This is a genomic window from Streptomyces sp. NBC_01408, from assembly GCF_026340255.1.
GTDB lineage: Bacteria > Actinomycetota > Actinomycetes > Streptomycetales > Streptomycetaceae > Streptomyces.
Genome location: NZ_JAPEPJ010000001.1, coordinates 1,152,732 through 1,171,915, shown reverse-complemented (window position 1 = coordinate 1,171,915; position 19,184 = coordinate 1,152,732). Strand labels below are relative to the sequence as shown.

Here is a 19,184-nt window from a genome sequence, read left to right as displayed (position 1 = left end):
GGGCCCAAGGTCCGGGCGCGAACCGGACACGGACCGGATCCGGATGTGGACGCGCCGCCAAAGTGGTGTAGACCTTACGTGGATCGTACGTACAAGAAGGGGTGGATGGAGAACTGTGAAGGGCCGTTACCTGAGGCTGGCCGCGTCCGGCGCCGCTCTGTGCCTGACCGCCGTGACGCTGACCGGCTGCGGAGCCCTCGGCGGACTCACCGGGGACAACGAGGTGACCCTGCGGGTCGTGGCGGCCGACTACGGGGACAATTCGCAGAACTCGTCGGCGGCGTACTGGAAGGACCTCGCCGACACCTTCGAGAAGGACCACCCCGGCATCAACGTCGAGGTCAGCGTCTACAACTGGTCCGAGGTCGACGCCAAGGTCGCCGCGATGGTCAAGGCGGGCAAGGCCCCCGACATCGCGCAGATCGGCGCCTACGCCGACTACGCGGCCGAGGACAAGCTGTACTCCGTGGACGAGCTGCTCTCCGTGAAGACGGAGGCCGACTTCCTCGGCCCGCTCGCCGAGGCGGGCAAGGTCAAGCACGTCCAGTACGGCATGCCCTTCGTGGCCAGCACCCGGCTGCTCTTCTACAACGAGAAGCTGCTCGCGGACGCCGGCGTCATCCCCAAGGACGGGAAGACCCCCTGGCAGCCCAAGAGCTGGGCGGAGCTGGAAGCCGCCGCGAAGAAGCTCAAGGGAGCCGGCGTCCAGACCCCCTTCGCGCTGCCGCTGGGCCGCGAGGAGGCACAGGCCGAGACCATGATGTGGATGCTCGCGGGCGGTGGCGGCTACACCGACAACGAAGAGGCCTACTCCATCGACTCGGCCGACAACGTCAAGACGCTGGAGTTCCTGCGCGACAAGATGGTCGGCCAGGGGCTGACCGGCCCCGTCGAGCCGGGCAAGCTGGACCGCCAGGCCGCCTTCGACGCCTTCACGCGCGGCGAGGTCGGCATGCTCAACGGCCACCCGACGCTGCTCAAGCAGGCCGCGGGCAAGGGCGTGAAGTTCGGCATGGTCACCCTGCCCACCGCCGACGGGACCGAGCAGTCGGCGATGGGCGTCGCGGACTGGGTGATGGCCTTCAAGAACGGGCACAGGGTCGAGTCCGGCAAGTTCCTGGACTACCTGTACGAGGCGAAGAACGTGACGGCCTTCACCAACACCTACGACCTGCTGCCCGTCACCACCAGCGGCTACCGGGCCATGGAGGGCGGCACGGGCGGGGCGGCCCCGCAGCTGAAGACCTTCCTGGCGGCCCTGCCGAAGTCCAAGCTGTACCCGGTCGGCAAGAAGTCCTGGGCCGGCGTGAGCGAGGACATCAAGCAGAACATCGGCAAGACCGTCCAGCCGGGCGGGCAGCCGGCGAAGGTCCTCGACGAGATCGCGACGGCGGCGCGGGCGGCCGACCCGCGCTGACGCGGGGCGGTCCGGTGCGGGCGGGGCGGCGTGGCGGCCGGGGCGCCGCCCACCGCCCGGGCCGGTGTCGGTGGGCGGCGTTAATCTGGCGGTATGACGGACGACGGGCAGCTGACGGCCACGGAGGCCGCGGTGCTCGCGTACGAGGGACGTACCTGGCCCGGCCCCGGAGCCAAGGAACGGGCCATACGCGAAGGGCTGGGGATGACCCCGGTCCGCTACTACCAGCTGCTCAACGTGCTCATGGACGACCCCCGGGCACTGGCCCACGCCCCCGGCACGGTGAACCGGCTGCGGCGCATCCGCGAGGCCCAGCGGGCCCGCAGGTGAAGGGCGCGTGCCGGCCGCGGCGGGCCCGGTCCGCGCCGTAGCCGTCGTGCCGCTGGGCCGTTAGGGTCGTCCGTATGGGGAGCCATCCGCACGACTTGCCGATGCCCGTCACCGCAGCCGGACGCGAGGGACTCGAAGCCCTGCTCCGCGCACCACGCCGGTCCGTGGTCGCCCTCGACTTCGACGGCACCCTCGCCGACATCGTCCCCGACCCGGACCAGGCCCGCGCCCACCCGGGAGCCGTGCCCGCCCTCGCCGCGCTGGCCCCGGAAGTGGCCTCCGTGGCCGTGATCACCGGCCGGCCGGCGGGCGTCGCCGTCCGCTACGGGGGCTTCGCCGGGATACCCGGCCTCGAACACCTGGTGGTCCTCGGCCACTACGGGGCCGAGCGCTGGGACGCCGTCACCGGGACCGTCCACGCCCCCGCCGAGCACCCCGGGGTGGCGGCGGTACGGGCCGAGCTGCCGGGGTTCCTGGAGTCGATCGGGGCCTGGCGGGGCACCTGGATCGAGGAGAAGGGCCGGGCTCTGGCCGTCCACACCCGCCGGGCCGAGGACCCCGACGCGGCCTTCGCGGCCCTGCGGGAACCCCTGGCCGGGCTGGCCGCCCGCCACGGGCTGATGGTCGAGCCGGGCCGGGCCGTACTGGAGCTGCGGCCGCCGGGCACGGACAAGGGGGTCGCCCTGGCGGAGTTCCTCGCGGAGACGGGCGCGGAGGCGGTGCTCTACGCGGGGGACGACCTGGGTGACCTCGCCGCCTTCGCCGCCGTCGAGAAGCGCCGCACCGACGGGCTGCCGGGGGTGCTGGTGTGCAGTGGCTCGGCGGAGGTCCCGGAGCTGGCCTCCCGAGCCGACCTCGTCCTGGACGGGCCGTCCCAGGTCGTGGCCTTCCTGGCCATCCTCGCCGCGGCGCTGCGGGCCTGACCGGTCCGGCTGCGCCGTTGCCCTGGCGGGGGTGAGGGCTGCCGTCCGTGCGCGCCCGCGCCGCCGTTGCCGGGGGCCAGCCCCCGGACCCCCGCGCCTCAAACGCCGGCGGGGCTGGATTTGCCCTGGCGGGGCTGGATTTGGCTGATGCACGTGCCCGGCGGGCTGAAAGACAGCCTCGCCGGCGTTTGAGGCGCGGGGTCTGGGGCGGAGCCCCAGGAGCGGGCCGCGGCTAGGCCAGGGCATCCAGCTGGGCCGTGAACCAGGCTGACGGGGGAAGGGCGGTCGCGGCAGCGGCAAGGCGCTGCGTGCGGCCCGCCCGCTCCTCGTCCGGCATGGACAGCGCCGCGTGCAACGCCTCCGCCGTCTCCGTCACGTCGAACGGGTTCACCGTCAGCGCGTCCGCGCGCAGCTCCTGGTACGCCCCCGCCCCGGTGGACAGCACCAGCACGCACCCCGCCTCCGACACCACCGGGATCTCCTTCGCCACCAGGTTCATCCCGTCCCGCACCGGGTTCACCAGCGCCACGTCGGCCATCCGGTACGCCGCCAGCGAGCGCGCGAAGTCGTCCTTCACGGACACCAGCACCGGCCGCCAGTCCGCCGTCCCGAACTCCGCGTTGATCTCCTCCGCCAGCTCCCGCACCGACTCCGTGTACTCCCGGTACACCTTCAGGTCCTGCCGCGAGGGGTACGCGGAGGCCAGGTGCACGACCCGGCCCCGCCACTCGGGGTGGACCGTCAGCAGCTCCCGGTACGCCAGCAGCCCCCGCAGGATGTTCTTCGACAGTTCCGTGCGGTCCACGCGGACGATCGCCTTGCGGTCCCCGACCTCCGCCCGCAGCTGCGCCAGCTTCTCGTCGACCTCCGGCCGGTGCGCGAGCGCCCGAAGCTCGTCCGCGTCCACGCCCAGCGCGTACACGGCCACGTCCGTCCGCTTGTGCCGCACCGGGCTCCAGGGGCTCTTCTGGATGTACCGCTCCCCGCCCGTCCCCGCCGGGGACATCGGCTGGGCGATGCCGCGTTCGTCGTCCAGGTGCGCGCCGCCCATGAAGGTGTGCGCCCACGCCCACGTGTGGAAGCCCACCACGTCCGCCCCGAGCATCCCCCACATCAGCTGGCTGCGGATGTCGTCCGGGAGCATCCGCAGGAACTCGTACGAAGCCCACGGCGTGTGCGTGAAGTGCGCGATCCGCAGGTCCGGCCGCAGTTCGCGCAGTGCGCCCGGGACCAGGGCCAGGTGGTAGTCCTGCACCAGGACCCGCGCCCCCTCCGCGGCCTCCTCGGCGAGGGCTTCCGCGAAGGCCTTGTTGTAGGCGACGTACGACTGCCACTGCTGCCGGAACCGTGCGTCGAAGACCGGCTCGCGCGGGACGTTGTACAAGTGGTGGTGGGTGAACCAGAGCACCGAGTTCGCGATGCCGTTGTACGCGTCGTCGTACACGGTGGGATCGATGTCCAGCATCCGGACACCCGGCTCGGCGACCCCCCGGCGGACCGCCTCCCGGTCCGCCTCCGACAGGGCCGCGCAGATCCACAGCGCCTCCGGCTGCTGTGCCAGCGCGGCGGAGAGGCCGGAGACGAGACCGCCCCCGCCGCGCCGGGCACTGAGGGTGCCTTGGTCGGAGAGGGCGTAGGAGAGCGGGCCGCGGTTCGCTGCAACGAGTACCTGAGAAGCCATGCGGCCAACCTAGCCCGGCCCGCGCTCGCTCAAACGTCCGCAATCATCAGGCGACGCTGCGTCGCGTCGCGTACTCCTTGATGCCCGCCATCGGCGGCCGCTCCTCGGTGTCCACCGGGTACGTCCGGGGCACGAACCCGTCCGGCCCCCGCTCGAACTGCGTCAGTTCCGGCCGTACGAGGTGCCCGCGCGAGAGCCGTACCTGCGCGGTGCGGTAGATCGCCGCGGCCATCCGGCCGAGCGCCTGCCCGTCCTGGTGGCGGTGGAGCCGTACCCCGACGTCCACCTGGGCCAGCGCGTTCAGGCCGACCGTGTGCAGGGCGTCCACCAGCAGGCCCAACTCGACGCCGTACCCGACGGGGAACGGCAGCCGCTCCAGCAGGCTGCGGCGTACGGCGTACTCGCCGCCCAGCGGCTGCACGAAACCGGCCAGCTGCGGCCAGTGGAGGTTGAGGAGCGGGCGGGCCACCAGTTCCGTCACCCGGCCGCCCTGGCCCGGGGTGTCGCCCAGCGGGCGGTCGTACATCGCCTTGACGAACTGCACGTCCGGGTCGGTCAGCAGCGGTCCGACGATCCCGGAGACGAAGACGGAGGAGAAGTCCCGCAGGTCGGCGTCGACGAAGCAGACCACGTCCCCGGTGGTGGCCAGCAGCGAGCGCCACAGCACCTCGCCCTTGCCGGGCAGCGCCGGTATGCGCGGCAGGATCTCGTCACGGTGCACCACCCGGGCGCCCGCCTTCGCCGCGACCGCCGCCGTGCGGTCCGTGGAGCCCGAGTCGACGACGACCAGCTCGTCCACCAGCGGGACCGGGAGTCCCTCGATCAGCTCGCGCCGGATGACCTCGACGATGGCGCCGACGGTCGCCTCCTCGTCGAGCGCGGGCAGCACCACGCTGACCGTGGTGCCCGCTGCCCGTTTCCGCTCCAGCAGCTGGTCGAGCGGTCGGTCGGCGGCGGACCAGGAGCGGTCGGCCAGCCAGCGCTCCACCTCTTCCAGCACTTTCAGAACTCCCTGCCGTTCGGCGATTTTGACCCCATTGAGATCCATCTCGCGGTTCGGACGGCTGTCTCAACCACACGGGGCCTTCGGTTACAGTCTTGAACAACGCGAAGGACCATCGCATGTCGGGGGTCCTCGCGCACAAACGCCCGGACGCGCCATAGAGCGCGCGGCCCGGTGCCATACCGCTCATCCAGAGGGGCAGAGGGACACGGCCCGTTGAAGCCCCGGCAACCCTCCAGTCGGTCTCGCGATCGCGTACGTCAGCGACATCAGCGAGGTCCCCGGCTAGGGAAGGTGCCAATTCCGTCTCATGGCGAAGTGCGCCATGGGGAAGATGAGGAGAAAGGGCCTCGCCATCATGGCTTCACAGACTGCTCCCACCTCTGCCGACCAGGTTTCCGTCGATCTGGGACCCGCCACCGGCCTTTCCTGTCGTGAGTGCGGTACCCGCTTCGAGCTCGGCCCCATCTTCGCGTGCGCCGAGTGCTTCGGACCTCTGGAAGTCGCCTACGACCTCCCGACCGGAGACCCCGAGGCCCTGCGCGCCGCCATCGAGGCCGGCCCGAACAACATCTGGCGCTACGCCCCGCTGCTGCCCGTCCCCGCGGACGTGGCCTCCAAGCCCAGCCTGAACCCCGGCTTCACCAAGCTCGTGGACGCGGCCAACCTGGCCAAGGAGCTCGGCGTCACCGGCAAGCTCTACGTCAAGGACGACTCCGGCAACCCGACGCACTCCTTCAAGGACCGCGTCGTGGCCATCGCCGTCGAGGCCGCCCGCGCCTTCGGCTTCACCACCCTGTCCTGCTCCTCCACCGGCAACCTGGCCGGCGCCGTCGGCGCCGCCGCCGCCCGGGCCGGTTTCCGCTCCTGCGTGTTCATCCCGCACGACCTGGAGCAGGGCAAGGTCGTCATGGCCGGTGTGTACGGCGGCGACCTGGTCGGCATCGAGGGCAACTACGACGACGTCAACCGCTTCTGCTCCGAGCTCATCGGCGACCCGCTGGGCGAGGGCTGGGGCTTCGTCAACGTCAACCTGCGCCCGTACTACGGCGAGGGATCCAAGACCCTGGCGTACGAGATCTGCGAGCAGCTCGGCTGGCAGCTGCCCGACCAGATCGTGATCCCGATCGCGTCCGGCTCGCAGCTGACGAAGATCGACAAGGGTCTGCAGGAGCTGATCAAGCTCGGTCTCGTCGAGGACAAGCCGTACAAGATCTTCGGCGCCCAGGCCGAGGGCTGCTCCCCGGTGTCGTCCGCCTTCAAGGCGGGTCACGACGTGGTCCGCCCGCAGAAGCCGAACACCATCGCCAAGTCGCTGGCCATCGGCAACCCGGCGGACGGCCCGTACGTCCTGGACATCGCGCGGCGCACCGGCGGCTACGTCGAGGACGTCAACGACGAGCAGGTCGTCGAGGCCATCAAGATCCTCGCGCAGACCGAGGGCATCTTCGCCGAGACCGCGGGCGGCGTGACCGTCGGCGTGACGAAGAAGCTCATCGAGAACGGGCAGCTCGACCCGGCGCTGACCACGGTGGTCCTGAACACCGGTGACGGGCTCAAGACCCTGGAGGCGGTCGCCGCGGACAGCGGCCAGACCGCGACCATCCGCCCGAGCCTGGACGCCTTCCGCGCCGCCGGCCTGGTCTGACCACTTCTCCTCCGCCCTACCGGAAAGGCAGTAGCGCCATGAGCGTCAACGTCCGCATCCCCACCATCCTGCGCACCTACACCGGCGGCAAGGCCGAGGTCCCCGCCGAGGGCGCGAACCTGGCCGAGGTCATCGAGTCCCTGGACAAGAGCCACCCGGGCATCGCCGCGCGCGTCCTGGACGACCAGGGCAAGCTGCGCCGCTTCGTCAACGTCTACGTGAACGACGACGACGTGCGTTTCGAGGGCGGGCTGGAAGCCGTGACTCCGGACGGTGCGGGCGTCTCGATCATCCCCGCGGTCGCGGGCGGCTGACCTTCCCGTAGGTGACACGCGAAAACCGAAATTGCCCCCTCCGCTAAGAAGCGGAGGGGGCAATTCTGCTTGATTGGGCGCGGTAGAGTTGGGGAAGTCCCCTCCGCTGTTCTTGCCCGCCGCATATGAACGGGCCGCGTGAGGGTCGACATCGGGTCAATGTACGAGTGCGGTATGGGGCTTTGGCGCAATATGCCTGGCCCGAGTTGCCCTGCGATATGGCAAATTTTCACTCTTTTTCAATGTTTCTGGGTGTCCAGAATTCTCGTCGGATTGACCTGTTGCGGACAGCACTCGCGCAGATACATTCAGCCTCGGTCGACGCGTTCCGACGCAAGTGATGACCCGGGACCGCGAAGTGCGTTCCTGCGCAAGGGCCAGTAATAGGGGAGTTAGGCATGGCTCAGGGCACCGTCAAGTGGTTCAACGCGGAGAAGGGCTACGGCTTCATCGCGGTCGACGGTGGTGCGGATGTGTTCGTCCACTACAGCGCCATCCAGATGGACGGGTACCGCACCCTTGAAGAGGGTCAGCGGGTCGAGTTCGAGATCTCGCAGGGCCAGAAGGGTCCGCAGGCGGACATGGTCAAGCTCGCACTCGGCTAGTCCTGGCGCGATCGACCGCCACGCACTGTGTTCTGCGTTCCACGTTCCACACACGCACGAGGGGCCCACATCCTGGACACGGGATGCGGGCCCCTCGTGCGTCGTGGCCCGTGGGCCCGTGTCCCGCCTGTCTCCTCACCCGGCGTTGCCCGAAGCCGCTTGCACTCGCGGGGGTCGAGTGCTAATCATTGGCGTTAGCACTCTCCAAGTGAGAGTGCTACCAAACGAGGACCGGGTCGGTGAGGCCCGCAGGGTCCGGCGGGAAGGAACCGCCGGGCACGCAGGCCGTCCGTCGCGGGCGCGGGCGCGGTCCGGAGCAATCCACCCCTGTCCGGGAGGACCACTTCAGATGGCCAAGATCATTGCGTTCGACGAGGAGGCCCGGCGCGGTCTCGAGCGTGGGATGAACCAGCTCGCCGACGCCGTCAAGGTCACCCTTGGCCCCAAGGGTCGCAACGTCGTCCTTGAGAAGAAGTGGGGCGCCCCCACGATCACCAACGATGGTGTCTCCATCGCCAAGGAGATCGAGCTCGAGGACCCGTACGAGAAGATCGGCGCCGAGCTGGTCAAGGAAGTCGCCAAGAAGACGGACGACGTCGCCGGCGACGGTACGACCACCGCCACCGTGCTCGCCCAGGCTCTCGTCCGCGAGGGCCTGCGCAACGTAGCCGCCGGCGCCAACCCGATGGCCCTCAAGCGTGGTATCGAGAAGGCCGTCGAGGCCGTCTCCGCCGCCCTGCTCGCCCAGGCCAAGGATGTCGAGACCAAGGAGCAGATCGCTTCCACGGCCTCCATCTCCGCCGCCGACACCCAGATCGGCGAGCTCATCGCCGAGGCCATGGACAAGGTCGGCAAGGAAGGCGTCATCACCGTCGAGGAGTCCCAGACCTTCGGTCTGGAGCTTGAGCTCACCGAGGGCATGCGCTTCGACAAGGGCTACATCTCGGCGTACTTCGCCACCGACATGGAGCGTATGGAGGCGTCGCTCGACGACCCGTACATCCTGATCGTCAACTCCAAGATCGGCTCGGTCAAGGACCTGCTGCCGCTCCTGGAGAAGGTCATGCAGTCCGGCAAGCCGCTGCTGATCATCGCCGAGGACGTCGAGGGCGAGGCCCTGTCGACCCTGGTCGTCAACAAGATCCGCGGCACCTTCAAGTCCGTTGCCGTCAAGGCCCCGGGCTTCGGCGACCGCCGCAAGGCCATGCTCGGCGACATCGCCATCCTCACCGGTGGCACCGTCATCTCCGAGGAGGTCGGCCTCAAGCTGGAGAACGCCGGTCTCGACCTGCTCGGCCGCGCCCGCAAGGTCGTCATCACCAAGGACGAGACCACGATCGTCGACGGTTCGGGCGACAGTGACCAGGTCCAGGGTCGCGTCAACCAGATCCGCGCCGAGATCGAGAACTCCGACTCGGACTACGACCGCGAGAAGCTCCAGGAGCGCCTCGCGAAGCTGGCCGGCGGCGTGGCCGTCATCAAGGCCGGTGCCGCGACCGAGGTCGAGCTCAAGGAGCGCAAGCACCGCATCGAGGACGCCGTTCGCAACGCGAAGGCGGCCGTCGAGGAGGGCATCGTCGCCGGTGGTGGCGTGGCCCTGCTCCAGGCTTCCTCGGTCTTCGAGAAGCTCGACCTGTCGGGTGACGAGGCGACCGGCGCCAACGCCGTGAAGCTCGCGCTCGAGGCCCCGCTGAAGCAGATCGCCGTCAACGGTGGTCTCGAAGGCGGCGTCGTCGTGGAGAAGGTCCGCAACCTGACGGTTGGCTGGGGCCTGAACGCCGCGACCGGCGAGTACGTCGACATGATCGCCGAGGGCATCATCGACCCGGCGAAGGTCACCCGCTCTGCCCTGCAGAACGCGGCGTCCATCGCGGCCCTCTTCCTCACCACCGAGGCCGTCATCGCCGACAAGCCCGAGAAGGCCGGTGCCCCCGCGGGCGGCGGCATGCCGGGCGGTGACATGGACTTCTGATCAGCCCCTGGCTGATCGGCTGTTCTCGAACCGAGGGCGGCACCCACTCCGGACGGAGCGGGTGCCGCCCTCGGGCGTTTTGCCGGGTGTCTCAGGCGGCGGGGCGCGCGACGAAGACGACCTCTTCGTGGTCCGATCCCAGCGCGATGTTCAAGGACGCGTCCAGAGCGTGCGCGAGGCGGCGCAGCAGGGGCAGCGTGGGCACCGCGTCCGCCCCTTCCACCCGGGAGATCTTCGCCTGCGTGAGCCCGGCCCGCGCCGCCAGCTCGGCCTGGGAGAGGCCCAGCGCCTTGCGCCGGTCGTGGACGGCCTTCGCGAAGGCCATCGCCAGCCGGATCTCCGCCCGCTCGGCCTCGGCCTCGGCGGACTCGCGGTAGCCCTGCGCGGCCTTCCGCTCCCGGTCCAGCTTCCAGCGGGTGTGGTTCATGAGGCGTCCCCATTCTCGCTGCGGGTGTACGTCGTGTGGGCCGGCCCGTGCTCCCTTTCGCACACCGTACGGGCTGCCACTGCTCGGTTCACCTGGTCCGACTCGTGCATCCGCGTCTTGCGGAAGACGGTGAGCAGGACGATCCTCCGCCCAGGTGCGAACCAGTAGGTGATTCGCGTCGCGACCGCGTCGAGAGTGGGCCGCAGTTCGTAGACGCCGTCCCTGAGGGGGCGGGCGAACGGCATAGGGGTGAGGGTGCCGTACGTGACCAGCAGCTCTGCGTACTCCTCCACCTTCCGGTACTGCTTGTCCGGTAGCAGCTCGAGCCAGCTCCGCACTTCAGGCTCCAGCTCAATCTCGTGCACAACGTCCATGCGACGCAGCGTGGCATGTCGTCAACGACATATTATGCTCCGCGAGCCGGTATCACCTCATCAGCTGGTGGCGACTTCCCGATTGACGTGCGGCGCCCTCGGGCGCTTTTCCGTGTGCCGGCGTCGCGCATGGCGTGCCCGGTTGTTGGGACGGGGCGGCGGTGGGGGGCCGGGTTTGGTTGACTCGGGGGATGAGCGAGAGCAGTGGACCCTTCGTCAAGATCTGCGGGCTGAAGACCGCCCATGACGTCGACGTGGCCGTGGAGGCCGGGGCCGATGCCGTCGGGTTCGTCTTCGCGCCCGGCAGCCCGCGGACCGTCGGGGCCGGTCTGGCGCGGGAGCTGGCCGGGCGGGTGCCGGCCGGGGTGCTGACCGTCGGGGTGTTCCGGGGGCAGCCGGTGGAGGAGGTGCGGCGCTTCGCCGAGGAGAGCGGGGTGCGCGGGGTCCAGCTGCACGGGGACGAGGGGCTCGAGTACTACGAGGAGCTGCGCGCCCCCGGCCGGACCCTGCTGCGCGCCACCGCCGAGCACGTCGGGCGCTGCGGGGAGTACGGCGAGGACCTGCTGCTGCTCGACGCCCCCGACCCCGGCTCCGGCAAGCCCTGGAACTGGGGTTCGGCGGAGTTCACCGCGCCGCTGGGCCACTGGCTGCTGGCGGGCGGGCTCACCCCGGAGAACGTCGGCGAGGCCCTGCGGACCACCGGTGCGTGGGGTGTGGACGTGTCCAGCGGGGTCGAACGGGAGCGCGGGGTGAAGTCCCCCGAGCTGATCCGCGCCTTCGTGCGCGCGGCGCACGCCTCTGCCCACTGAACGCAGTCATGCGATGACCCAGCGTGAGAACCGGGGGTTGGACCGGTTCCAGCCGGGCACAGCTCAGGCATGGTCTCGGAAACGTTCGGATGGCTGCGGCGCCTGACCAGCCGCCTCTCCCCGCGGGCCGGCGGGGGCCCGGCGCCGTTCAGGCCCCGCCGCGCCCCCGTCTTCACCGCCGACTTCGCCTCGTCCGACCAGTGGGTCGCCGGCCGCTCCTGGGCCTATCCCGACGGCGGCCCGGTCAACCCGGGGGACAACAAGCTCGACCACCTCACCGCCGACCCCGACTACAGCCGCGGCGGCGTCTTCCGGGCGACGCGGCGCCCCGACGGCAACTGGGACGCCGGGCTGCTCACCACCGAGGGCAGCGAGGAGGGGTTCATGGCGCGCACCGGCGACGTGCTGGAGGCGCGGGTCAAGCTGCCGGTGGAGACGGGTGCCTGGCCCGCGATCTGGACCTGGCGGGACGGCGGCCAGGAGATCGACGTCTTCGAGTACCACCCCGACAACCCGGACCTGCTGGAGTTGTCCAACCACGTCCGCGAGGGGCACCGCTACCACCGCGACCCGTCGGTGCGGCCCGGCGCCTGGGTGGACCTGAAGTGCGAGTTCGGCCGCAGCTCGGTCGTCTGGTGGGTCAACGGCGCGCGCGTGTACAGCGACGGCAGGGGCGTGGGCCGCGGCTGGCACGCGTACCTCATCGTCAACCTGTCGGTGTCCGCCGGGAGATACCACCCGGCGCCGGGCCCGGGGCAGACGGAGATGTCCTACGAGGTCTCGCAGCTGCGCGTGTACCGGGGCTGAAGGGGGCCGGGGCTCGGCGCGGAGGTAGCTGCGCCCGCCCCCGATCGTGGGACGCTGAAGGACGCGGGCGTGGGCCGCGAAACCGTCGATCTACGCTCACGCCCATGGGCATGGGAGAGGGGACTCGCGATGACCGCAGCCATGGCCGAACCCGGCCGGAACGCCGGTGGCGGCGTGTGGGAGTACCTGCTGCAGAGCTGGCGTGAGCTGGACGTGCCGGAGGGCTGGCGCGCCGAGATCGACGGTGGACGGATCACCTTGGCGCCGCCGCCCCACCGACACCACAACGGGATCGCCGCGAGGGTGCAACGAGCTCTATACGGGGTGCTGCTTCCCGAGCGGGGTGTCTACCAGACCCTCGGCATCCACATCGCCCCGCTGGGCAAGCTGTACGTGCCGGACCTGGTGGTCGCGCCGAGGGAAGTGGTCGAAGGGGTCGACGCGGACGTCAGTGATCCGGTCGACGCGGCCGAGGCGCTGCTCGTCGTGGAGATCACCTCCAAGGGCAACGCCGAGGACGACCGGAAGAAGAAGCTCTGGGCCTACGCCCATGCCCCGGTCCCGGTCTACCTGCTGATCGACCGCTTCGACGAGCACGGCCCCACGGCCACGCTGTTCACGGGGCCCGAGAACGGTGCCTACCGGCACACCGAACGGGTGGCCTTCGGCGGGGTGCTGAAGCTCCCCGAGCCGTTCCCGGTGGCGTTGGAGACGGAGCAGTTCCCCCACTGATCCGCCGATGTGGGGGCGGTGCTCTACAGGACGGTGCCGGAGCCGGAGGCGGTGCCGTCTTCCTCTACGGACTCCACGACCGCGGTCCCCTTCAACGCCGTGACCTGCTCGGGGGAGAGGCGGGCCGCGAAGCCGTTCTTCGCGTCGCGGTAGACGTACACCGGGGTGATCCCGTAGGCGTCGGCGACGGCGGCCGGGTCGAGGCCGGGGTGCACGGTGACGATGTACGTGGGGTGGTCGGCCGGCGCCGGGGCCGCCGCGCGGGAGGCGGCCGTGTGGCCGGGGGCGGGTTCGGCGGCCTGGGCGGGCAGGGCGGCTACGGCGGCCAGTGCGGCGGCGGCGACGGCCGTGGGCAGGGTCCAGCTCGGACGAGTACGCATGACGGCGAGGCCATCACGCGCGGCCCGGCCGGTCAACGACCCCCGGCGGCGCGGCGGATGCGGGCAGAGGTGAACAACGAATGCGCCCCTCGCGGGGATGCGAGCGGAGCCTCCCGTACGGGTGAACTTGCCGGGCTGCGCCGAGCCGGCGCGAGGAGGGTATCCGCAGGTGACGGCCCCGGGCGCCGGAAGGCGTGAATCCTTTCTGCTGAGGGTGCGAAGATCTGTTCCCGCCCCCTCCGGCGCCATCGGCCAAGCGGCACGGGCCGTTTAAGTCCCGCCCGGCGGGCCACCGATGAAGGGGAAGGCCGCACTCCGGATCGCCGTCCGCGTCACCAGGAGTGCGGCTCTCGCATGCCGACATTCACCCCTCCTCCAGGAGCTCCCCTCATGCGCCTCGTCGCACGTGTGGCCACCGCTGCCCTCATCGCCCTCGCCCCGGTCGCCGCCGGCACCGCGTCCTCCTCCGCCGCCGCGCCGGAGCCGACCCCGGCTCCGCTCATGACGTCCGCCAACGCGGTTCCCGGCCAGTACATCGTGACCCTGGAGAAGGGCGTGGACGCGGCGAAGACCGCGGAGAAGCTCGGCCTGAAGACGTCCTTCCTCTACACCTCGGCGCTCAACGGCTTCGCGGTCCCGCTGACCCCGCTCCAGCTGACCATCGTCCGCAACAGCCTGGGGGTGAAGGTGGTCGAGGAGGACGCCTCGGTCCAGTCCGTGCCCAGGCAGACCTCCCCGGGGGCGATGCGGGCCCCGTCGAACTCGTGGGGCCAGGACCGGATCGACCAGGCAAAGCTGCCGCTCGACAACAGCTTCACCCCCCAGGGCAACGGCGCCGGGGTGACCGCGTACATCCTCGACACCGGCATCGACTACAACCACACCGAGTTCGGCGGCCGGGCCACCTTCGGTTTCGACGCCGTCGGTGACGGCCGCAACGGCCAGGACTGCCAGGGCCACGGCACCCACGTCGCGGGCACGGTCGGCGGCAGCACGTACGGGGTCGCGAAGAAGGCGAGCCTGGTCAGCGTCCGCGTCCTCGGGTGCGACGGCAAGGGCACGTGGTCGGGGATCATCGCGGGCATGGACTGGGTGGCGAAGAACGCCAAGCAGCCGGCCGTGCTGAACGGCTCGCTGGGAGGGGACCGGTCGACCGCGGTCAACGACGCGGCGACCGCCCTGTCCGACGCGGGCGTGCTGCCGGTCATCGCGGCGGGCAACTCCGCGGTCGACGCCTGCAACATCTCGCCGGCCTCCGCCGCGCGCGTGCTCACCGTCGCCGCGTCCAACCAGTGGGACGAGGAGACCTCCTTCTCCAACTACGGCCCGTGCGTCTCCCTCTACGCCCCCGGCGCGGCGATCGTCTCCTCGAAGCTCGGCGGCGGCAGCGTGGCCCTCGACGGCACGTCGATGGCCGCCCCGCACGTCGCCGGTGTCGCCGCGCTCTACAAGCAGGCGCACCCGGCCGCGGACCCGGCGGAGCTCAACGAATTCATCGACAGCGAGTCCACCAAGGACGTCCTGACCAGCGTCAGCAAGGGCAGCCCCAACCAGCTGCTCTTCCTCGGCGGTCTCTGACCTGACCGGCGTACGGGCGCCCGGTGCCGCAGTGCCGTCACGGCTTCGGCCCCGACCGCCCGTACGGGTGAACTTTCCGCGGCTGTCGTCCGACGCGAGGCCCCGGACGACAGCCCGGAATGACCCTTTCTGCACCATGTTCGACGGGGCTACCGCAGCCGCCCCGGAAGATCGGCCAGGCGGAGGCGGGCGGCTCAAGTCCTCTCACGGAGGAATCCGATGAACGGGAGGGCCGCAGCCCGGGACCCGTTCACCGGCGAGGGGTGCGGCTCATCCACGCCGTTCCACCAGAACTTCAGGGAGTTCCCTTCATGCGTCTGCTTGCCGCACGCCTGACAACGGCAGCTGTGCTCGTCATGACCTCCGTGGGGGCCGCCACCGCCTCCGCCGACACCCCGGAGCCGACCCCGGCGCCGCTGCACACCTCCGCGAACGCCATCCCGGACCAGTACATCGTCACCCTCGACAAGTCCCTCGACCCGGTGAGGTTCGCGGCCGAGGTCGGGGTGACGCCGAAGTTCACCTACACCCGGGCCATCAACGGCTTCGCCACCACCCTCACGGCGAGCCAGCTGAGTGCAGCCAGGCTGACGCGCGGCGTGCTGTCCGTGGAGCAGGACGCGAAGGTGACCGCCCCGCCGCTTCCCGAGGCGGGGGTCGGGACGAAGTCTCCCGCGAACTCCTGGGGCCTGGACCGGATCGACCAGCGGTCCCGGCCGCTCGACCACAACTTCAGCGCCAACGGCAGCGGCCAGGGCGTGACCGCGTACATCGTCGACTCCGGCATCGACTACGCGCACGCCGAGTTCCAGACCGAGCTGGGCAGCCGTGCCCGTCCCGGCTTCGACGCGATCGGCGACGGCCGCAACGGCGCGGACTGCAACGGCCACGGCACGCACGTCGCGGGCACGGTCGGCGGTAAGACCTTCGGTGTGGCGCGGAAGGTGAGCCTGGTCAGCGTCCGTGTCCTCGGCTGCAACGGCTCGGGCGACTGGTCCGGGATCATCGCGGGCTTCGACTACATCGCCCGCCAGGCCCAGCAGCCGGCCGTCCTGAACGCCTCCCTGGGTGGTGGCTTCCTCCCCTCGGTGAACACCGCCGTCACCAACGTCTCCAACGCGGGCGTGCTGCCGGTCGTCGCGGCGGGCAACTCGAACATCGACGCCTGCCGCGTCTCGCCCGCCTCCGCCCCCGCGGCGTTGACGGTCGGTGCGACCAACCGCTACGACGAGGAGACCGACTTCTCGAACTTCGGTACGTGCCTCGACATCTACGCCCCGGGCAAGGAGATCATCTCCGCGCGGATGGGCGGCGGCAGCTTGGCCCTGGACGGTACGTCCATGGCCGCGCCGCACGTCGCCGGTGTAGCCGCCCTCTACAAGGCCGAGCACCCGAACGCGCTGCCGGCCGAGGTGGCGGACTTCCTGGACGACGAGTCCACGAAGGACATCGTCGAGAACCTCAGCGACAACAGCCCGAACAAGCTGCTGTTCACCAACGGCCTCTGATCCCTCAGAGCGCCGCGACGAAGGTCGCCCAGGCCCGTGCGTGGAACACCACGTGCGGGCCTTCGGGCTGCTTGGAGTCCCTTACGGGGACGAGGTCGGGGTGGCCGTCGGCCACTTCGAGGCAGTTGCCGCCGCTGCCGTCGCTGTAGCTGGACTTATGCCATGTGGCCGTCGAGACGTCGTACTCAGGCGTGCTGGTCATGCGCGTCATCCTCCGCTACGGACTCGATCAAGGCCAGGGATTCCTCTGGTGACAGGGCACTGGCTGTAAGCAGATCGTAGGTCAGGGAGTGCCGCTTGACGGTGGCTGGATCGTCGAACAGCAAGCCCGTTCCGCTGCCTTCGATGTAGGCGAGCGGGGGAGCGTCCTCGAAGCTCATCAGCTTGATGGAGCCGCCGGTGGACGCATGGGCTCCCCTGCTGAACGGGAGCACCTGGGCAATGATCCGGTGGGAACGGATCAGACCCGTGATGCGCCTGAAGGCAGCGGCCATTACTGGTGGACCGCCGACGCTTCGTCGCAGAACGCCCTCGTCAAGCACGCACCAAAACATCGGGGTTGTTGGTTCACTCAACAGGGCGGTCCTGTCGAGCCGGTTCGTGAGCAGCTCGTCGATATCCGCCTCCGTTGCGGTCGGCTGATAGGCGCGGAACACGGCACGCGCATACGCTTCCGTCTGCAACAGCCCTGGGATGATCAGCGGCGCGTACTCCCGGATCGTCGTCGCCAGGGCCTCCGCTTCGGCGGCCTCGGAGAAGTGGTCCGGGTACTTCGACTTGGCCGCCGCGCCACAGTTGCGGGCGAAGAAGCCGGCGGTCTCCAGGATCTCGTCGATCCGGCTGGCGACCTCGAGGTGCATGCGGCGCGTGCCGGCCTCCAATTGGCCGATGAACGAGCCGCTGACGAAGAGACGTTCGCCCAACTCGGCCTGGCTCATACCGATGCGTTCGCGCGCCACGCGGAGTTCCGCGCCGAGCATCGCGCGGGGTGAGGACGAGGGGTCGAGGTTCTTTTTGGCTGTCATGCCAACTCCCTGAGCAACATGCGGGGGTGTTGCGGATCCGCACTTGAAAGGCTAACGAGCCCGTCGCCACTCTGTGTGAAGAAGTTGAATACTCAGAGTAGAAAGGTGACATGTCATGGTGCTCACTCCACAGGAGCGGATGCAGGCGGCCGAGGAGGCCGTCACGCAGCTGAGGGAGTCCCTGGCCGGGGTGGGGGTGCTGTTCCCCTCGCTCGACGTGGAGCGGGTCTCCGCGGCCGGTTCGTACGGGCTGCCGCTGGTCGACCTGGGCCGCTGCAACCTGGACACCGCGCTCCGGCTGGCAGCCGTCCTGCACGAGCGGGCGGCGCACGCGTGAACGAGGCGGTCGAGGCTGCGGAGTTCGCCTTCGAGCTCGGCTGGAAGCTGCGCGGCCTGGAGACGGCCCTGGCCCCGCGCGGGGCCCCCGGGCCGACGGCGGGGGGCCCACAGCCGCCTCCGCCACCCGGATGGCACCGGTTCACGCTGGTCCACTGGCCGGTGGACGGCTGTCCGGGGTTCGACGACCCGCGCTACGAGGGGCTGAAGGCGGTCCCGCCGCAGGGGTGCGTGGTCGAGGACTTCGGCGGGTACCTCGGGCTGCGGTGCGACCGGCCGGGCGGGCGGCTGCTGGACGCGGTCGCGGACCTGTGCGCGGAGATCCGTACGGGGCACGGGCTGCTGATGACCGGCCTCGGCATCGACAAGCTGTGGGAGTGGTCGGCGGACGGTACGGACGGCTGGGGCGCCGAGATCGTCGGGCAGCTGCTGCTGATGGCGGCCGAGCGGGGGCCGAAGCTGGGCTACGGCGTGGACGACCTCGCCCGTTTCCTGCGGGAGGCCGCCGGATCGGCCCACCCGTGAGCGGGCCGCCAGATGGCCCGGGCCGCGTCGCAGAGGCGTCGCAGATGGCGGCAGCCCTGCGGCGGCGATTCGTGGAGCTGATGGACGAGGGTGTCTTCGATGACCTGCGCGACCCGGAAGTGATGCGGGGTGCGTGGCGGTGACCACCTACCTGGTCGGCAGGAGCGCGTGGGCTCGGATACGTCTGCCCACCGTCAGGGTCAGTCCGTACGGAGGCGGGCGTGCAGGTGCTCGTCGTGCCAGCCGTCGACGTGCAGGAGGGCGCCGCGCATGGTGCCCTCCAGGGGGAACCCGGCCTTCGTGGCGATGGCGCAGGAGGCCGGGTTGGCCACGGAGTGCTCGATGCGCAGGCGGTGCAGGCCAAGGTCCTCGAAGGCCCAGCGGCTGACGCGGGCCGTGGCCGCGGTCATCAGCCCGGCGCCGCGCCCGGCGGGCAGGAGCCAGTACAGGATCTCGCCGCTGCCGCCGCGCAGATCGAGGTCGGCCAGGCCGATCAGTCCGACGGCCGGTCCTCCCGAGGCCGGGGCCACGGCCCAGATCGCGGCCTTCCCGTCCGCCCAGTGGCCGCGGTAGCGCGCGATGCGCTCCTCGGCCCGCTCCTCGGTGAACCGGCCCGTGCGGTTCCAGTGCTGGATGTCCGGGTCGAGGCCGGAGGCGATCAGCGCGGGGGCGTCGGACGGCTCCCAGGCCCGCAGCACCCACCCGCCGGGCAGGTCGAGCACGGGCTGGGCCAGGGCGCGCATCCGGCCGGCGGGTACGACTGCGGGTATCTCCATGGCGCCGAGTATGC

22 protein-coding genes and 1 riboswitch are annotated in these 19,184 nt (G+C 70.6%); of the genes, 14 read left to right on the top strand and 8 right to left on the bottom strand.

The window, feature by feature from the left end:
* Window positions 1–115 precede the first annotated feature (115 nt).
* The 3 genes from OG447_RS05440 (at window position 116) to otsB (ending at window position 2,670) form a co-directional block, all read left to right on the top strand.
* A complete protein-coding gene (locus tag OG447_RS05440; RefSeq protein WP_266935222.1) occupies window positions 116–1,417 on the top strand; it encodes an extracellular solute-binding protein in 1,302 nt (433 codons plus the stop codon).
* Window positions 1,418–1,510: 93 nt separating this feature from the next.
* Window positions 1,511–1,747, top strand: a complete 237-nt coding sequence (locus OG447_RS05435; protein WP_031145330.1) for a DUF3263 domain-containing protein — start codon at window positions 1,511–1,513, stop codon at window positions 1,745–1,747.
* 74 nt (window positions 1,748–1,821) lie between these two features.
* Entirely contained in the window at window positions 1,822–2,670 is an 849-nt protein-coding gene (otsB, locus tag OG447_RS05430; protein ID WP_266935221.1) for a trehalose-phosphatase, read from the top strand.
* A gap of 232 nt (window positions 2,671–2,902) precedes the next feature.
* On the opposite strand, the gene OG447_RS05425 is transcribed toward otsB, so the two are convergent.
* Both OG447_RS05425 and OG447_RS05420 read right to left on the bottom strand, forming a co-directional pair.
* Window positions 2,903–4,351, bottom strand: coding sequence for a trehalose-6-phosphate synthase (locus OG447_RS05425; protein ID WP_266935220.1), 1,449 nt, complete (start codon window positions 4,349–4,351; stop codon window positions 2,903–2,905).
* Window positions 4,352–4,397: 46 nt separating this feature from the next.
* A complete protein-coding gene (locus OG447_RS05420; protein WP_266935219.1) occupies window positions 4,398–5,351 on the bottom strand; it encodes a glucosyl-3-phosphoglycerate synthase in 954 nt (317 codons plus the stop codon).
* Window positions 5,352–5,537: 186 nt separating this feature from the next.
* A riboswitch (SAM riboswitch) is annotated at window positions 5,538–5,695 on the top strand.
* Between the two features lie 17 nt (window positions 5,696–5,712).
* Between OG447_RS05420 and thrC the strand changes: the two genes are divergently transcribed.
* The 4 genes from thrC to groL all read left to right on the top strand — a co-directional run bounded on the left by thrC (window position 5,713) and on the right by groL (window position 9,893).
* Window positions 5,713–7,002, top strand: coding sequence for a threonine synthase (gene thrC, locus OG447_RS05415; protein ID WP_266935218.1), 1,290 nt, complete (start codon window positions 5,713–5,715; stop codon window positions 7,000–7,002).
* A 38-nt stretch (window positions 7,003–7,040) separates the two neighbouring features.
* Entirely contained in the window at window positions 7,041–7,316 is a 276-nt protein-coding gene (locus OG447_RS05410) for a MoaD/ThiS family protein (RefSeq protein ID WP_266935217.1), read from the top strand.
* A gap of 398 nt (window positions 7,317–7,714) precedes the next feature.
* Entirely contained in the window at window positions 7,715–7,921 is a 207-nt protein-coding gene (locus OG447_RS05405) for a cold-shock protein (RefSeq protein WP_030009783.1), read from the top strand.
* Between the two features lie 349 nt (window positions 7,922–8,270).
* Window positions 8,271–9,893 carry a chaperonin GroEL gene (gene groL, locus OG447_RS05400; RefSeq protein WP_266935216.1) on the top strand — a complete coding sequence of 541 codons (1,623 nt, stop codon included), beginning with the start codon at window positions 8,271–8,273 and terminating at the stop codon, window positions 9,891–9,893.
* 91 nt (window positions 9,894–9,984) lie between these two features.
* On the opposite strand, the gene OG447_RS05395 is transcribed toward groL, so the two are convergent.
* On the bottom strand, window positions 9,985–10,320 hold the full coding sequence (locus tag OG447_RS05395; protein WP_266935215.1) for a helix-turn-helix domain-containing protein: 336 nt from the start codon (window positions 10,318–10,320) through the stop codon (window positions 9,985–9,987).
* The gene (locus OG447_RS05390) at window positions 10,317–10,694 is read right to left on the bottom strand and encodes a type II toxin-antitoxin system RelE/ParE family toxin (RefSeq protein ID WP_266935214.1); all 378 of its coding nucleotides are present in this window, start codon (window positions 10,692–10,694) and stop codon (window positions 10,317–10,319) included. Before OG447_RS05390 ends, OG447_RS05395 begins: the two co-directional genes overlap by 4 nt.
* Window positions 10,695–10,885: 191 nt before the next feature.
* Here OG447_RS05390 and OG447_RS05385 point away from each other — a divergent pair, with 191 nt between their 5' ends.
* The 3 genes from OG447_RS05385 (at window position 10,886) to OG447_RS05375 (ending at window position 13,042) form a co-directional block, all read left to right on the top strand.
* Window positions 10,886–11,503 carry a phosphoribosylanthranilate isomerase gene (locus OG447_RS05385; RefSeq protein WP_266935213.1) on the top strand — a complete coding sequence of 206 codons (618 nt, stop codon included), beginning with the start codon at window positions 10,886–10,888 and terminating at the stop codon, window positions 11,501–11,503.
* Window positions 11,504–11,572: 69 nt separating this feature from the next.
* Window positions 11,573–12,310 (top strand): family 16 glycosylhydrolase, encoded by a 738-nt coding sequence (locus tag OG447_RS05380; protein ID WP_266935211.1) that lies wholly within the window; start codon window positions 11,573–11,575, stop codon window positions 12,308–12,310.
* Between the two features lie 129 nt (window positions 12,311–12,439).
* Window positions 12,440–13,042 (top strand): Uma2 family endonuclease, encoded by a 603-nt coding sequence (locus OG447_RS05375; protein WP_266935209.1) that lies wholly within the window; start codon window positions 12,440–12,442, stop codon window positions 13,040–13,042.
* A gap of 23 nt (window positions 13,043–13,065) precedes the next feature.
* On the opposite strand, the gene OG447_RS05370 is transcribed toward OG447_RS05375, so the two are convergent.
* Window positions 13,066–13,422: a protease inhibitor I9 family protein gene (locus tag OG447_RS05370; protein WP_266935207.1), complete on the bottom strand. Its 357-nt coding sequence runs from the start codon at window positions 13,420–13,422 to the stop codon at window positions 13,066–13,068.
* Between the two features lie 390 nt (window positions 13,423–13,812).
* On the opposite strand from OG447_RS05370, the gene OG447_RS05365 reads away from it, so the two are divergent.
* Window positions 13,813–15,000, top strand: a complete 1,188-nt coding sequence (locus OG447_RS05365) for a S8 family peptidase (RefSeq protein ID WP_266935205.1) — start codon at window positions 13,813–13,815, stop codon at window positions 14,998–15,000.
* A gap of 311 nt (window positions 15,001–15,311) precedes the next feature.
* Entirely contained in the window at window positions 15,312–16,508 is a 1,197-nt protein-coding gene (locus OG447_RS05360) for a S8 family peptidase (protein ID WP_266935203.1), read from the top strand.
* A gap of 4 nt (window positions 16,509–16,512) precedes the next feature.
* On the opposite strand, the gene OG447_RS05355 is transcribed toward OG447_RS05360, so the two are convergent.
* Complete coding sequence (locus OG447_RS05355; RefSeq protein WP_266935201.1) at window positions 16,513–16,710, bottom strand: DUF397 domain-containing protein; 198 nt, start codon at window positions 16,708–16,710, stop codon at window positions 16,513–16,515.
* Window positions 16,694–17,533, bottom strand: coding sequence for a helix-turn-helix transcriptional regulator (locus OG447_RS05350; RefSeq protein ID WP_266935199.1), 840 nt, complete (start codon window positions 17,531–17,533; stop codon window positions 16,694–16,696). Before OG447_RS05350 ends, OG447_RS05355 begins: the two co-directional genes overlap by 17 nt.
* A 115-nt stretch (window positions 17,534–17,648) precedes the next feature.
* Here OG447_RS05350 and OG447_RS05345 point away from each other — a divergent pair, with 115 nt between their 5' ends.
* Together OG447_RS05345 and OG447_RS05340 are read left to right on the top strand one after the other, a co-directional pair.
* Window positions 17,649–17,870 (top strand): hypothetical protein, encoded by a 222-nt coding sequence (locus OG447_RS05345; protein WP_266935197.1) that lies wholly within the window; start codon window positions 17,649–17,651, stop codon window positions 17,868–17,870.
* On the top strand, window positions 17,867–18,394 hold the full coding sequence (locus OG447_RS05340; RefSeq protein ID WP_266935195.1) for an amidase: 528 nt from the start codon (window positions 17,867–17,869) through the stop codon (window positions 18,392–18,394). Before OG447_RS05345 ends, OG447_RS05340 begins: the two co-directional genes overlap by 4 nt.
* A gap of 200 nt (window positions 18,395–18,594) precedes the next feature.
* Here OG447_RS05340 and OG447_RS05335 read toward each other — a convergent pair whose 3' ends face one another.
* Window positions 18,595–19,170 carry a GNAT family N-acetyltransferase gene (locus OG447_RS05335; protein ID WP_266935193.1) on the bottom strand — a complete coding sequence of 192 codons (576 nt, stop codon included), beginning with the start codon at window positions 19,168–19,170 and terminating at the stop codon, window positions 18,595–18,597.
* Window positions 19,171–19,184: the final 14 nt, after the last annotated feature.